At 67.6% G+C, this 15467-nt stretch carries 11 protein-coding genes; 8 read left to right on the forward strand and 3 right to left on the reverse strand.

The annotated features are described in order from the left end of the window. Positions 1–13 precede the first annotated feature (13 nt). Positions 14–2614: a bifunctional aconitate hydratase 2/2-methylisocitrate dehydratase gene (gene acnB / locus ACE3RQ_RS00840; RefSeq protein ID WP_374518954.1), complete on the forward strand. Its 2601-nt coding sequence runs from the start codon at positions 14–16 to the stop codon at positions 2612–2614. Positions 2615–2716: 102 nt separating this feature from the next. On the opposite strand, the gene ACE3RQ_RS00845 is transcribed toward acnB, so the two are convergent. From ACE3RQ_RS00845 to ACE3RQ_RS00855, 3 genes are all read right to left on the reverse strand, one after another. Next, positions 2717–4669: a hypothetical protein gene (locus ACE3RQ_RS00845; RefSeq protein ID WP_374518956.1), complete on the reverse strand. Its 1953-nt coding sequence runs from the start codon at positions 4667–4669 to the stop codon at positions 2717–2719. A gap of 12 nt (positions 4670–4681) precedes the next feature. Next, the gene (locus ACE3RQ_RS00850; protein WP_374518958.1) at positions 4682–5131 is read right to left on the reverse strand and encodes a hypothetical protein; all 450 of its coding nucleotides are present in this window, start codon (positions 5129–5131) and stop codon (positions 4682–4684) included. 65 nt (positions 5132–5196) lie between these two features. Beyond that, entirely contained in the window at positions 5197–5859 is a 663-nt protein-coding gene (locus ACE3RQ_RS00855; RefSeq protein WP_374518960.1) for a hypothetical protein, read from the reverse strand. Between the two features lie 342 nt (positions 5860–6201). Between ACE3RQ_RS00855 and acnA the strand changes: the two genes are divergently transcribed. The 7 genes from acnA to ACE3RQ_RS00890 all read left to right on the forward strand — a co-directional run bounded on the left by acnA (position 6202) and on the right by ACE3RQ_RS00890 (position 15438). Next, complete coding sequence (gene acnA / locus ACE3RQ_RS00860; protein ID WP_374518962.1) at positions 6202–8946, forward strand: aconitate hydratase AcnA; 2745 nt, start codon at positions 6202–6204, stop codon at positions 8944–8946. Between the two features lie 54 nt (positions 8947–9000). Next, positions 9001–9912, forward strand: a complete 912-nt coding sequence (locus ACE3RQ_RS00865; RefSeq protein WP_374518964.1) for a S1C family serine protease — start codon at positions 9001–9003, stop codon at positions 9910–9912. A 146-nt stretch (positions 9913–10058) separates the two neighbouring features. Further along, complete coding sequence (locus ACE3RQ_RS00870) at positions 10059–11063, forward strand: AAA family ATPase (protein WP_374518966.1); 1005 nt, start codon at positions 10059–10061, stop codon at positions 11061–11063. A 10-nt stretch (positions 11064–11073) separates the two neighbouring features. Beyond that, positions 11074–12075 (forward strand): DUF58 domain-containing protein, encoded by a 1002-nt coding sequence (locus tag ACE3RQ_RS00875; protein WP_374518968.1) that lies wholly within the window; start codon positions 11074–11076, stop codon positions 12073–12075. Positions 12076–12083: 8 nt separating this feature from the next. Then, the gene (locus ACE3RQ_RS00880; RefSeq protein ID WP_374519672.1) at positions 12084–13136 is read left to right on the forward strand and encodes a VWA domain-containing protein; all 1053 of its coding nucleotides are present in this window, start codon (positions 12084–12086) and stop codon (positions 13134–13136) included. Between the two features lie 75 nt (positions 13137–13211). Then, positions 13212–14432, forward strand: coding sequence for an FAD-dependent monooxygenase (locus ACE3RQ_RS00885; RefSeq protein WP_374518970.1), 1221 nt, complete (start codon positions 13212–13214; stop codon positions 14430–14432). Between the two features lie 25 nt (positions 14433–14457). Beyond that, positions 14458–15438 carry a Bug family tripartite tricarboxylate transporter substrate binding protein gene (locus tag ACE3RQ_RS00890; RefSeq protein WP_374518972.1) on the forward strand — a complete coding sequence of 327 codons (981 nt, stop codon included), beginning with the start codon at positions 14458–14460 and terminating at the stop codon, positions 15436–15438. The last annotated feature ends 29 nt before the right edge of the window (positions 15439–15467 follow it).

Here is a 15467-nt window from a genome sequence, read left to right on the forward strand (position 1 = left end):
CACGGAGATCGCCATGTCCAACTTCCTGTCCGAATATCGCGCCCACGCCGCCGAACGCGCCGCGCTGGGCATTCCGCCGCTGCCGCTGGACGCCAAGCAGGTCGACGCCCTGATCGACCTCATCAAGAACCCGCCCGCTGGCGAGGACGCTTTCCTGCTGGACTTGCTCACCCACCGCGTGCCGCCCGGCGTGGACGACGCGGCCAAGGTCAAGGCCAGCTTCCTGGCGGCCGTGGCCCACGGTGACGTGAAGGTGGGCCTGATCTCCAAGGCCAAGGCCACCGAGCTGCTGGGCACCATGGTGGGTGGCTACAACGTGCACCCGCTGATCGAGCTGCTGGACGACGCCGAAGTGGCGGGTGTGGCCGCCGAGGGCCTGAAGAAGACCCTGCTGATGTTCGACTACTTCAACGACGTGGCCGAGAAGGCCAAGGCCGGCAATGCCAAGGCCCGTGAAGTGCTGCAGTCGTGGGGCGACGCTGAGTGGTTCACCAGCCGCCCCGAGGTCGAGAAGAAGATCACCGTCACCGTGTTCAAGGTGCCCGGCGAGACCAACACCGACGACCTTTCGCCCGCGCCCGACGCCTGGAGCCGCCCGGACATCCCGCTGCACTACCTGGCGATGCTGAAGAACACCCGCCCTGACGCGGCCTTCAAGCCCGAGGAAGACGGCAAGCGTGGCCCGATCCAGTTCATTGAAGACCTGAAGAAGAAGGGCCACCTGGTGGCCTACGTGGGCGACGTGGTGGGCACCGGCTCCAGCCGCAAGTCGGCCACCAACTCGGTGATCTGGGCCACCGGCCAAGACATCCCCTTCGTGCCGAACAAGCGCTTTGGCGGCGTCACCCTGGGCGGCAAGATCGCCCCCATCTTCTTCAACACGCAGGAAGACTCGGGGTCGCTGCCGATTGAGGTGGACGTGTCCAAGCTGGAAATGGGTGACGTCATCGACGTGCTGCCCTACGACGGCAAGATCGTCAAGAACGGCGAGACCGTGGCCGAGTTCAAGCTCAAGAGCGACGTGCTGTTCGACGAAGTGCGCGCCGGCGGCCGCATCAACCTGATCATCGGTCGCTCGCTCACCGCCAAGGCGCGCGAAGCCCTGGGCCTGCCCGCTTCCACCGTGTTCCGCCTGCCCCAGGCGCCTGCCGCCACCAAGGCCGGCTTCACCCTGGCCCAGAAGATGGTGGGCCGCGCCTGTGGCCTGCCCGAAGGTCAGGGCATCCGCCCGGGCACCTACTGCGAGCCCAAGATGACCACCGTGGGTTCGCAGGACACCACTGGCCCCATGACCCGCGACGAGCTGAAGGACCTGGCTTGCCTGGGCTTCTCGGCCGATCTGGTGATGCAGTCCTTCTGCCACACCGCCGCTTACCCGAAGCCGGTGGACGCGAAGATGCACCGCGAGCTGCCCGCCTTCATCAGCAACCGTGGCGGCGTGGCCCTGCGCCCGGGCGACGGCGTGATCCACAGCTGGCTCAACCGCCTGCTGCTGCCCGACACCGTGGGCACCGGCGGTGACTCGCACACCCGCTTCCCCATTGGCATTTCCTTCCCGGCCGGCTCTGGCCTGGTGGCTTTCGGCGCCGCCACCGGCGTGATGCCACTGGACATGCCCGAGTCGGTGCTGGTGCGCTTCAAGGGCAAGCTGCAGCCCGGCGTGACCCTGCGCGACCTGGTGCACGCCATTCCGCTGTACGCCATCAAGGCCGGTCTGCTGACCGTGGCCAAGGCCGGCAAGAAGAACATCTTCTCGGGCCGCATCCTGGAAATCGAAGGCCTGCCTGACCTGAAGGTGGAGCAGGCTTTCGAGCTGTCTGACGCCTCGGCTGAGCGCTCCGCCGCCGGCTGCACGATCAAGCTCGACAAAGAGCCGGTCATTGAGTACCTCAAGAGCAACGTGGTGCTCATGAAGAACATGATCGCCGACGGCTATGCCGACGCGAAGACCCTGCAGCGCCGCATCGAGAAGGTGGAAGCCTGGCTGGCCAAGCCCGAGCTGCTGGAGGCCGACAAGGACGCCGAGTACGCCGCCGTGATCGAGATCGACATGAACGAGATCAAGGAGCCCATCGTCTGCTGCCCCAACGACCCGGACGACGCCAAGTTCATGTCGGAAGTGGCCGGCACCAAGATCGATGAGGCCTTCATCGGTTCGTGCATGACCAACATCGGTCACTTCCGTGCCGCGGCCAAGCTGCTGGGCGGCGCGCGCGACATCCCGGTGAAGCTGTGGGTGGCCCCGCCGACCAAGATGGACCAGAGCGAGCTGATGAAGGAAGGCCACTACGCCGCCTTCGGCACCGCCGGTGCGCGCACCGAAATGCCGGGCTGCTCGCTGTGCATGGGTAACCAGGCGCAGGTGAAGGAAGGCGCAACGGTGATGTCCACCTCCACCCGCAACTTCCCCAACCGCCTGGGTAAGAACACCAACGTGTTCCTGGGGTCGGCTGAACTGGCCGCCATTTGCTCCAAGCTGGGCAAGATCCCCACCGTGGCCGAGTACCAGGAGGCCATGGGCATCATCAACCAGGATGCCGCCAGCGTGTACAAGTACATGAACTTCGACCAGATCGAGGAATACGCCGAGACCGCCAAGACCGTGAAGGCCTGAGCACTCGCCACCTGAAGAAAAACCCCCGGCACCGCGAGGTGCCGGGGGTTTTTTGTCAAGGTGGCCTAGCTTGGCGCACGCCGGGCTCGATGTGGTGCGCGCTCAGTTGTCAGCGTGGTTTGAGGCTTCGTTGTCGTAAGGTGAGCCCAGAGCCTTTCCGATTTCCGTCAAATCGAAGACCACATCACCCGCGTCCGCGATCATCTCGCCGGCTGACTGGTGTGCACTCTCACTTTCGCTGGATGTGCCATCGTCTTCCCTGGCGCGACTGCCGTGCTCATTGTTCTGGGTATTGGCAGAACCCCCATCCAAGTTGCTTCGACTCTCCTCGTCTTGTGCATTCAGTGGGCTGCTTGAACTGAGCTCGTCATCATCTGATGGAGCCGCGTGGTTCTGTGTGGCATCGGTTTCTGGCACATGGCCCGCGTGAGCACATCCCCAAAGCATCTGGGTGGCAGAAGCTATGCGCAAACCAAGGCCAGGAACCGCGGACAAGGCAACCAGTTCAGTGGCGTTGCTCACGATGGTACGTGCGCACCAGGCTCCGATCAGGACGAAGCCGTGCAGTGCGAAGTCCACATGCTCCATCAACGCGGCTGGCGGAGATGGCGTGGTCATGGCAGGGTAGTCGGCTGTCTGATTGACCACTGTCGTGGGGGCCAGCGGGTGCAGCGTGTTGGCTACCTCGTTCAGGTAGTACAGATAGGTGGCCACGGCAGCGGTGTTGGCGATTGACTTGGCCAGTGCCCGACGCAGTTTGGCACCACCCCCCAGCCAGGGCGTCTTGGGGTCGGCAGGCCCGCAGAACAGAGCCTTCCCAGTGGCGATGATTGCCTGGCTGGTGGCGCCGATGCGCTCATTGGTTTCGCATTTCAGCAGTTCCTTGGCAAATTCGTCCAACTTCGAGTCGATTGACTGGATCGCCCTTTGTGCCTCTGCTTGGATGGCCCTGCGCTGTCCGATGACGGCCTCATTGGTCTCGTCGGAAGTGAACAGATCGAGGAATTTTTGGCTGCAGTGCTCAATGCGGGCCCGCTCATGCTGCAGAGCCTTGATGGTTTCGGTCAGAAGCCCCTGTCGGGCCACGCGCTCCGCGTTGTGGTTGCTGCCGGTGATGAACGCCGCGCGCTGGAGATGTTGGCGCATCCAGTTCTGTAGCGCGCCCGTGAACGAAGCTCCCAGCAATCCACACACCAGGGTAGAGCCGAAATCGACCCCCCGGCTCAGGCGGGTGTCCACCATCCTGCGCAAGACGGGCTGTAGCGCGCCGGTGCCTGTGTAGGCCACGGCGAAGGCAAGGAAGGCCAGCTCATCGCAGACCAGAGACCGCCACCACGCGCCAAAGAGAGCGATGGTTTGTGATCTATTGGGATCGGGACCCAGACGAGCATCCAGACTCCTCTGAATATGGGTCACGGCTTCCTGCATGGCATGCCTGGCCTTGGCTCGTCCTCGTGTGCGGCCGCCGACCGTGTACAGCGCGTAGTCGCTCATGGCGCTGATGAGATTTGCCCACAGTGCGCCGTCGGGGGATTGATAGGTGGCGAACGTGGACCGCAGGCCGCCTCCGACGGCTTCGCCTAGCGTCGCGTGAAGCACTCCTGCCAGCGGCGCAAATGCCCACCGCGCTTGCTCGCCAACTTGCACGAATGCTAGGGTCAGAGCCTTGGCAGCGAAGAACGACACGAGGTAACCCGCGCTCCCACCTGCCAGCGCGCCGCGCCAGAAGCTGGCAGTGGCCGGCGGGTGTGCTTTGATCGCCTGGGCTTGGTGCTCGTGGCTATTCAGCAAATGGGCTGCAGTCTGCTGCATCTCCTGAACGGCCTGGCAGAAGGCCTTTTTCAGCTGAATGGCCGTGTTCTCGGCCTCGTTTGTTCGATCGGTCAGTTCTGGCTGTCCGGCATGCCGTCGTCGGCTTGGTGACTTCAGGTAGGCATTCCACTCGATGGCCTGGAAGTTGATTCGGGCCGCCAAGTGATCGGTGTAAGAGTCGGCTTCTTCGTCGGTCCGGCGTTGACGTTTCGCTGGATTGCCTTGGATTTCGATGTCCATCATGAATTTCTCGCTTCAGTTGCCCTGCAGTTCCTCCTCCAACTCCGTGGCCAGTCTTGCCACCTGACCGTCGAGCATGCCGTCTCGCCAAGCCAGCGCCTGCTGCGCCATGGTGCTCATGAGCCTGGCCAGCCATTCGGGTGGGGTGTCGGTGCCCACTTCGGCACTGGAGCAGAACAGCACCTCATCCAGTTTCGGGTCGTAGCCGAACCGAACACCTGTCAGGTGGAGAGTCATCGTTTGCAGGTACAGCAGCTGCTCGTAGACCTGCGTGCGATGTGCATCGGCTGGTTGTCCCAGATGACAGACCACCGACAACACCGACTGCGGTTCATCGAACAGCAGATCCAAAGTCACGCCGTTGAGGGTGAAGCTGTCGCCCTTAACAGCTGTCACGGCGATTGATGCGGTATTGAGGGAGGCAATGGCAGCGGCGCACAGGGCCTGGTACTGGTCAAAATTCATGGTGCTTCTTTGGGGTGGATCGATGTTGATGGCCCGGGGTGGTTTGCGTTCCGGTGGATCAAGGCTCAAAGCTCTGGGCGTTCTGGCATGGCGGTTTCCACTAACTGAGGGTTCTGATCGACAAGTGCCTTGAGTTCGCAGAGCGCTTGGTCGGACAGGCAGGGCTTGTGGCACTTGTAGTACTTGGCCCAACGCATTTGTGTGCGTGGTGCGTTCCCCATGAGCCACTCCCACCAACCAGCTGGAGACTGGTGGGCATCCTCTGCCCGGGATCGCCGGATCAGTTCGCCGAGATCCACCAGCCGGAAGGCGCTCTGGTGAAGCTCGGGTTTGTTTCCAGTCTGATGGGCCCAGGTCCGACCGATCTGGATCAGCTCTTCACTTGTGAGGTCGCCTACTGAGCGGCCCCGGCCCTCGTTGCGCAGCCACTCGCGCAAGTGGTCCATCACGGGGTTGTTTTGCAGGTCGTTGCCATCGAGCAGCAGGCCCAGGTCACGCTCCCGGTGTCTGAAACTGGTGAGCAGCACGACGCAGTGTTGTCGCAGGTAGACGTCGGCTCCCTGATCGGCAGCCAAGGCTCTGAAAAGCGTGAGCACCAAGGGGCCGCATTCGGCGTTGACTTTCAGGAGAGCCCCCGCGCTTTCGATGGGCCACTGGCAGGAGCTCTCGTTCGGTGATTCCAAGGCGAGTCGCGAGGCAAAACCTCCGCCCACCAGGATGTTGGTCAATGCCCATTGCATCCATCGAGAATTGGCCTCACAGTCACCGCGCAACTGGAACCTGAAGGCCGACATCGCCGCGCATCCCAATGGGGTGCTCTGGATAAGACGAAGCACCTCGAGGCTAACGAACTGGCGGGTGTGAGGGGCGGGAAGCGAGGCCCATGGGCAAAGGCGACGCGTTTGTGCCAAGGTCTTAGGGATCATGAAGGCGTCCGATGTGTCAGGATCAAAACGCCACTTTGGGCTGTTGCCTTTGCCCCGCCTATCGGGTTGAAACCGTGAGTGCGCTGAGGGTCATTTGTCCGCGCCAGAATGGGTCGCCTCCACTTTGCACTGAGGATCCAAGCCATGTCTCAATCGACACGTCGCGCCCATTCCTTCGCCCATGTGATCCGGGCACTGCCCTTGCCTGGCACGGGCCAGGCACAGCTGTTCTCGCTGCCCGAACTGGCGCGCGAGTTCCCCTCGGTGAACCGCCTGCCGCAGTCCTTGCGCATCGTGCTGGAGAGCGTGCTGCGCCATTGCGATGGCGAGCGCGTCACGCCCGATCACGTGACGCAACTGGCGTGCTGGCAGCCCAACGCCGTGCGCACCGACGAGATTCCCTTCACCGTGGCGCGCGTGGTGCTGCAAGACTTCACCGGCGTGCCGCTGCTGGCCGACCTGGCCGCCATGCGCAGCACCGCGCAAGCGCTGGGCCGCGACCCCCAGCGCGTGGAGCCGCTGGTGCCGGTGGACCTGGTGGTGGACCACTCGGTCACGGTGGACCACTACGGCACGCCCGATGCGCTTGACCTGAACATGCGGCTGGAATTCCACCGCAACCGCGAGCGTTACCAGTTCATGAAATGGGGCATGCAGGCCTTTGACACCTTCGGCGTGGTGCCGCCGGGCGTGGGCATCGTGCACCAGGTGAACCTGGAGCACCTGGCCCGCGGCGTGCACGTGAAAGACGGTGTGGTTTACCCCGACACGCTGGTGGGCACCGACAGCCACACCACCATGATCAACGGCCTGGGGGTGGTGGCCTGGGGCGTGGGCGGCATTGAGGCCGAGGCCGCCATGCTGGGGCAGCCGGTTTACTTCCTCACGCCCGACGTGGTGGGCTTTGAGCTGACGGGTCGGCTGCGCGAAGGCGTGACCGCCACCGACCTGGTGCTCACCGTCACCGAGATCCTGCGCCGGCACAAGGTGGTGGGCAAGTTCGTCGAGTTCTTTGGCGAAGGCACCGCCTCGCTCTCCTTGCCCGACCGCGCCACCATCGCCAACATGGCGCCCGAGTACGGAGCCACCATGGGCTTCTTCCCGGTGGACGAGAAAACGCTCGACTACTTCCTTGGCACCGGCCGCAGCGCCGACGAGATCGCACTGTTCGAGGCCTACTTCCGCGCCCAGGGCCTGTTCGGCGTGCCCGGTGCGCCGGGCGCCTCGCAGGGCAAGGGCGAGATCGACTACTCGCAGGTCATCTCGCTTGACCTGGGCACCGTGGCCCCCAGCCTGGCCGGCCCCAAGCGGCCGCAAGACCGCATCGAGATCGGGCAGGTGGCGCGGCGCTTTGGCGAGCTGTTCAGCGCGCCGATGGAGCAGGGCGGTTTCCTGCAGCCCAAGGCCAAGCTGGGCAAGGCCTTCAAGACGCGCGACGGCCTGGCGGTGAAGAACGGCGACGTGCTGATCGCCGCCATCACCAGTTGCACCAACACCAGCAACCCGGGCGTGCTGCTGGCCGCCGGCCTGCTGGCCAAGAAGGCGGTGGAGAAGGGCTTGAAGGTGAAGCCGCACATCAAGACCTCGCTCGCCCCGGGCTCGCGCATCGTCACCGAGTACCTGCGCGCCACCGGCCTGCTGCCCTACCTGGAACAACTGGGCTTCTTTCTCGCGGGCTATGGCTGTACCACCTGCATCGGCAACGCCGGCGACCTCACGCCTGAGCTGAACGACGTGATCACGCAGAACGACCTGGTCTGCGCGGCCGTGCTCTCGGGCAACCGCAACTTCGAGGCGCGCATCCACCCCAACCTCAAGGCCAACTTCCTGGCCAGCCCACCGCTGGTGGTGGCCTACGCCCTGGCCGGCACCGTCATGCGCGACCTGATGACCGAGCCCGTGGGCCAGGGCAAGGGCGGGCGCGATGTGTACCTGGGCGACATCTGGCCCAGCAGCGATGAGGTCCACGCGCTGATGGCCAGCGCCATGAACGGCGCCGCCTACCGCGACAACTACGCCCGCGCCAAGGCCGAGCCGGGTGAGCTGTGGTCGCGCATTCAGGGCGCCAGTGGCCAGGTGTACGACTGGCCGGCCAGCAGCTACATCGCCCGCCCGCCGTTCCTCGATGGTTTCGCCCTGCAAGCGCCAGCCGCCACTGACGCGGCGGTGCGCGGTGCGCGCGTGATGGCCTTGCTGGGCGACTCCATCACCACCGACCACATCTCGCCCGCCGGCTCCATCAAGGCCAGTTCGCCAGCGGGCCTGTGGCTGCAGGCCCAGGGCGTGAAGCCGGCCGATTTCAACAGCTACGGCGCACGCCGCGGCCACCACGAGGTGATGGTGCGCGGCACCTTCGCCAACGTGCGCATCAAGAACCTGATGATCCCGCCCCGGGCCGACGGCTCGCGCGAAGAGGGCGGTCTCACCCTGCTGCAGCCCACGGGCGAAAAGATGGCCATCTTCGACGCCGCCCAGCGCTACCAGGCCCAGGGCGTGCCCACCGTGGTGTTCGCCGGCGAGGAATACGGCACCGGCTCCAGCCGCGACTGGGCCGCCAAAGGCACGCGCCTGCTGGGCATCCGCGCCGTGGTGGCGCGCAGCTTCGAGCGCATCCACCGCGCCAACCTGGTGGGCATGGGCGTGCTGCCGCTGCAGTTCCGCCCCGGTGAGTCTTGGCAGACGCTGGGCCTGCGCGGCGACGAGGTGATCGACATCGTGCCGGCCGAAGACCTCGCGCCACAGAGTGAGGCGCGATTGGTTGTGACGCGACTCGATGGCACACAAGACGAGCACCGCCTCATCCTGCGCATCGACACCCCGGTGGAGGTGGGCTACTACCGGGCCGGCGGCATCCTGCCCTTCGTGCTGCGGCAATTGTTGAGCGCTTGAGCGGGTTGGCGTCTCGCGGCATGATGGCCCTGTCCGCCGTCAACAGGGGCCGCCATGCGAAGACCTGCCTTGTACAGCGCGTCGCGCCCGCCCACGGCCCCGACGCCGCCCGGTGAACCGCCAATGCCCGCCGTCCCGCCCGAGGCGGCGGCCGCGCGCGGGCCGCGCCCTGGCGCCTGGGCCCGCCGCCTGGGCCACCCGGCCACGCTGTGGGGCGTGATCGGCCTGCTGGCCGCTGCCGTGCTGGCCTTGGGGTGGCGCCTGCAGCACGCCCCCGCGCCCCTCACCCAAAAGGCCATTGACGAAGCCGTACTGCGCACCCTCAGCACCGAGGTGCTGCCCTCGCCCCAGGCCCGCGCGGCCGCCGCCGTGGCGCCGTCGGTGGTGCACGTGCAATCGCTGGGCCGCAACGCCAAGGGGCAAGAAGTGGAGTTGGGCGTGGGCACCGGCGTGGTCATCGTGGACAAGGGCCTGATCCTCACCAACCTGCACGTGGTGCAAGGCTCGCGCAGCGTGCGCCTGACCTTTGCCGATGGCACCGAATCGGGCGCCTCGGTGGTGGGCGCGCGGCCCGAGCAAGACCTGGTGGTGCTGCAGGCCCACACCGTGCCCGATGACCTCAAGGCCGCCACCATGCGCTCCACCGACGATTTGCTGCCCGGCGACGCGGTGGTGGCGGTGGGCTTTCCCTTCGGCATCGGGCCTTCGGTGTCGGCCGGGGTGGTGTCGGGCAAGGGGCGCTCGTTCCGCTCGCCCGAGGGGCAGCAAGAGATCGGCAACCTCATTCAGTTCGACGCCGCCGCCAACCCCGGCAACTCGGGCGGCCCGCTGGTCACGCTCGATGGGGCGGTGGTGGGCATCGTCACCGGCATCCTCAACCCCACCTCGCACAAAACCTTTCTGGGCATCGGCTTTGCGGTGCCCATCGAAAGCGCGGCCACGGCGGCCGGGCTGCCCCCTTTCTGAAAGAGCGCATGAACACCCCCGCAGCGCTCCGCGCTACCCCCTCAAGGGGGCGGCACCAGCCGTCCGGCAAAGCCGGCCCGGCGGTGGCTCTCGACGACGCATCCTCGCGCCCCCCGCTGGGTGTCAACTGATTTTTTGGAGGCACCATGGACGACCTATCCCAGACCCCCGACACCGCCGAACTGATGGAGCGCATCCTCTACGAGGTCAAGCGCGTGGTGGTGGGGCAAGACCGGTTTCTGGAGCGCGTGATGGTGGCGCTGCTGGCCCAGGGGCATTTGCTGGTGGAGGGCGTGCCTGGCCTGGCCAAGACCCTCACCGTGAAGACCCTGGCCCAGGTGGTGCAGGGGCGCTTCAAGCGCATCCAGTTCACGCCCGACCTGGTGCCGGCCGACCTGGTGGGCACCCGCCTGTACAACCAGAAGACCGGTGACTTCAGCACCGCCCTGGGCCCGGTGTTCGCCAACCTCTTGCTGGCCGACGAGATCAACCGCGCGCCGGCCAAGGTGCAGAGCGCGCTGCTGGAGGTGATGCAGGAGCGGCAGGTCACCATCGCCGGCGAAAGCCACCGCGTGCCCGAGCCCTTTCTGGTGATGGCCACGCAAAACCCGATCGAGACCGAGGGCACCTACCCGCTGCCCGAGGCCCAGGTGGACCGTTTCATGATGAAGGTGACGGTGGACTACCCCAGCGACGAGGAAGAGGTGGCCATCGTCGAGCGCGTCACCGGCCCCGCCATCGCCGTGCAGGCGGTGGCCAGCACCGAGCAACTCGCGGCCCTGCAGGCCCAGTGCCGCGAGGTGTATGTCGATCCCTCGCTGGTGCAGTACGCGGTGCGCCTGGTGTCGGCCACGCGCCAGCCCGAGCGCCATGGCCTCAAGGACATGGGCCGCCTCATCACCTTCGGCGCCAGCCCGCGCGCCACCATCTCGCTGGTGGAAGGCGCGCGCGCCCTGGCGCTGATGCGCGGGCGCCGCTATGCGCTGCCCGAAGACATGGTGGACCTCGTGCCCGACGTGCTGCGCCACCGCGTGGTGCTGTCGTACGAAGGCCTGGCCGAGGGCCTGAGCAGCGATGCCCTGGTGGCGCGCATCATGAAACAGATCGCCCCGCCGCCGCGCCCGCTGGAGGCCGAGGCCCGCGTGGCCTGAGGGGCAAGCCATGTGGCGCCGCCTGTTCTCACGCCCGGCCCAGGCCACGCCACCGCCGCCCGTGGCCGCCGCCCCTGCGGTGCGCGCCGAGGCCTTGCTGCGCCGCCTGGAGTGGACGGTGCTCAAGCGCCTGGACGGCTGGCTGCAGGGCGACCACCGCACCGTGATGCGCGGCACCGGGCTGGACCTGGCCGACCTGCGCGAGTACCAGTTGCACGACGACGTGCGCCACATCGACTGGAACGTGACCGCCCGGCTGCAGCAGCCCCATGTGCGCGTGTTCACCGAAGACCGCGAAATGGCCGCCTGGTTTCTGCTGGACCTCAGCCCCTCGGTGGACTTCGGCTCGGGCAACCAGCGCAAGCGCGAGGTACTGCGCGATTTCACCGTGGTGCTGGCCCGCCTGGTGGCCCGCCACGGCAACCGCGTGGGCGCCATGCTCTACGGCGGGCGCGGCTCGGGCGGGGCCGACGCGGTGCTGCCGGCCCGGGGCGGGCGCCTGCACGTTCTTCGCCTGCTGCAGTTGCTGCTGGCCGATGCGCCTGCCCGCGCCCCTGGCCCCACCGAGCTGGGCACGCTGCTGCGCTCGGCCGGGCTGACGCTGCGCCAGCGCAGCACCGTGTTCGTGGTGTCCGATTTCATCAGCGAGCCCGGCTGGGAAAAGCCCCTGGGCGAGCTGGCCCGCCGCCACGACGTGGTGGCCGTGCGCCTGCTGGACCCGCTGGAGCTGAACCTGCCCAACCTGGGCCTGATCCCGATTCGCGATGCCGAGACCGGCGAGCAACTGCTGGTGGACACCAGCGACCCCGGCTTTCGCCAGCGCTTCACCCGCCTGGCCGCGCAGCGCGAGGCGCAGTTGCGCGAAGGCCTGGCGCGCGCGGGCGTTGACACGCTGGAGTTGTCTACCGACGACGACCTGGCCGAGGCGCTGCGCCGCTTCGTTGACCTGCGCCACCGCCGCGTGCGATTGCCCGGCACAGCCGCTCGCGGCACCCAAGGAGCCCGACCATGAACCTGCCCGTGAGCTTTCTCTGGCCGCAGTTTCTGTGGCTGCTGGCGCTGCTGCCCCTGCTGGTGGGGCTCTACTTCTGGCTCTTGCGCCGCCGCAGCCGCCAGGCCCTGCCGTACGCCCAGTTGGCCCTGGTGCGCCAGGCCATGGGCCGGGGCGCTGGCTGGCGCCGCCACGTGCCCCCCGCCCTGATCGCGCTGGCCCTGGCCGCGCTTATGGTGGCCGCGGCGCGGCCGGTGACCACCCTCTACCTGCCGTCCACCCAGCAGACCATCATCCTGGCCATGGACGTGTCGGGCAGCATGCGCGCCGAGGACGTGCAGCCTAACCGCCTGGTGGCCTCGCAGAACGCGGCCAAGGCCTTTCTGGCCGAGCTGCCGCGCCACGTGAAGGTGGGCATCGTGGCCTTCGCCGGTTCGGCCCAGGTGGTGCAGCCCGTCACGCTCAGTCGCGAAGACCTGGTGGCGGCCATCGACAAGTTCCAACTGCAGCGCGCCACCGCCATCGGCAGCGCCATCGTGGTGTCGCTGGCCGAGCTGTTCCCCAACCAGGGAATCGACGTGGGGCAGATGGTGTTCAACCGCTCCAGCGATCCCTTCGCGCCCAAGGGCCGCGCCATTGACCAGCCGCGCAGCGAAGAGAATGCCTTCACCCCGGTGGCGCCGGGCTCTTACGGTTCGGCGGCCATCATCCTGCTCACCGACGGCCAGCGCACCACCGGCGTGGACACGATGGAGGCGGCCAAGATGGCGGCCGATCGCGGCGTGCGCGTGTACACCGTGGGCGTGGGCACGGTGGACGGCGAGGTGATCGGCTTTGAGGGCTGGTCCATGCGCGTGCGGCTGGACGAGGACACCTTGAAAGAGGTCGCCCGCACCACCGTGGGCGAGTACTTCTACGCCGGCACCGCCGAGGGCTTGCGCAAGGTCTACGAGACGCTGAGCACCCGCCTGACGGTGGAGAAAAAAGAGACCGAGGTGGCCGGCCTGCTGGCCTTGCTGGCTGGCGTGCTGGTGCTGGGGGCGGCCGGCCTGTCGCTGTGGTGGTTCAACCGCGTGGTGTGAGGTCTTGGGGCTCAGTCTGGCCCGGGCCTGACCCACGTCAACGCCACGGCATTGCCCTCTCGGTACCATGCCCCAATGAACAGACGGGTGTTGGTGGCAGGTGGTGGCATTGGGGGCTTGGCGTGCGCGCTGTCCCTGGGCCGGGCAGGCGTGCCGGTGACGGTGCTGGAGCAGGCCGAATCGTTCGGTGAGGTGGGGGCCGGTGTGCAACTGGGCCCCAACGCGGTGCGGGTCTTGTCCCAATGGGGGCTGACCGATGCGCTGCAATCGTGCGCGGCTTTTCCCGATGCGCTGCGCGTGCGAGACGCCGGCGGTGGCGGCCTGTTGGGCCAGTTGCGCCTGGGCCCGGTGGCCTTGGCGCGCTATGGCCAGCCCTATGCCACTGTGCACCGTGCCGATCTTCACGCCATGCTCTTGGGCGCCGTGCGTGCGCGAACGCCGGCCGAGCTGGTGCTGGGGGCGCGGCTGCAGGGCATGGCGCCATCGGCCAGCGGCGTTTCGGTGGCGCTGGAAGACGGCCAAGCCCTGATGGGCGATGCCCTGGTGGGCTGCGATGGTGTCTGGAGCCGCGTGCGTGCTGCCTTGCTGGGCGACGCGCCGGCCGCGCCCACTGGCCACCTGGCCTACCGTGGCCTGGTGCCCACCCGCGATCTGCCGGTGGGCTTGCGCACGCCGGTGGTCACCGCCTGGCTGGGGCCCAGGCTGCACGTGGTGCACTACCCGGTGCGCCGGGGCGAGGCCTTCAACGTGGTGGTGGTGGTGCAGGCCGCGATGCGCGAAGCGGCGCTGGGCCCGGTGGACCCGCGCGGCTGGTACCACGAGGCCGGCCATGCCGAGTTGCGTGCCTTGCTGGGGGCGGCGCACGCCGACCTGCTGGGCATGATCGAGGCCGTGCCCCAGTGGAGCCTGTGGGCCCTGCACGACCGCGCGCCCATGGCCGGCCCTGGCGAGCACGCCAGCGGCCGCGTGGCCCTGCTGGGCGACGCCGCCCACCCCATGCAGCCCTACCTGGCGCAGGGCGCGGCCATGGCCCTGGAAGACGCCTGGACCCTGGGCAAGCTGGTCGACCGGCACCAGCACCCCATCGATTGGCCGGGCGTGTTCGAGCGCTACGCCGCGCTGCGCTGGCGCCGCAACGCGCGGGTGCAGGCCCAGTCGCGTCGCAATGGCAGCGTGTTTCACGCCACCGGCCTGGTGCGCTGGGGGCGCAACAGCGCCATGGCCTTGTTGCGCGAGCGCCTGCTGGACAATCCCTGGCTGTACGGCGGGCCGCCCAAGCCTGAGCCACAGCCTTGACCCCCACACCACAGGAGACCCCTTCATGACCCGACACCCCAACCGCCGCCACCTGATCGCCACGGCCGCCGCGCTGGTGGCCGCCAGCGCGCTGCCCGCCCAGGCGGCCACCTGGCCCAATCGCCCGCTGAAGATCGTGGTGGGTTTCCCTGGCGGTTCGTCGCCCGACCTGATGGCCCGCCTGATCGCCGAGCCACTGGCCCAGGCCCTGGGCCAGCCCGTGGTGGTGGAAAACCGCCCCGGTGCCGGCGGCAACATTGGCGCCACCGCCGTGGCCCGCGCCACCGATGACCACACCATCGGCCTGATGATCAACGGCAACCTCACCATCGCCAAGATCCTCAACCCCGACGCCACCTACGACCCGCTCAAGGAACTGACGCCGGTCTCCCTGCTGGCCACCGCCCCGCTGGTGCTCACCGCGCCCCTGTCGGCCCCGGCCGACGGCGCGGCCTTCCTGGCCGCCGCGCGCCAGGCCGGTGACAAGTGGAACTACGGCAGCCCCGGCGTGGGCACGGTGGCCCACCTGGGCATGGAGGTGCTGAAGTCGCGCGCCAAGCTCGCGCCGGTGCACGTGCCGTACCCCGGCAACCCGCAGGTCATCACCGCCATGATCGGTGGCCAGGTGCAAATGGCCTTGCTGCCCCCAGGCCTGGCCATGGCCCAGGTGCGTGGCGGCAAGCTGCGCGCCATCGGCGTTACCTCGCCGGGCCGCAGCAGCGTGGTGCCCGATGTGCCCAGCCTGTCGGAGGCCGGGGTGCAGAACCTGCAACTGGAAATCTGGAACGCGGTGGCCGCGCCCAACAGCCTGCCCAAGGCGCACGTGGCCAAGCTCTCGGCGCTGCTGGTGGACATCGTGCGCCGCCCCGAGATTCGCGAAAAAATCCTGGCCCAGGGCTGGACGGTGGCCGGCACCAACGCCGAGGGCCTGGCGCGGCGCATTCAGGCCGAAACCCCCGTGTTGGCGGACGTGATCCGGCGCAACCAGATCAAGCCCGGGGGCTGATGCGCCCCATCTCGCCCCTTCTCGCCCTT

The organism is Hydrogenophaga sp., from assembly GCF_041913525.1.
In the GTDB taxonomy this organism is placed as follows: domain Bacteria; phylum Pseudomonadota; class Gammaproteobacteria; order Burkholderiales; family Burkholderiaceae_C; genus Hydrogenophaga.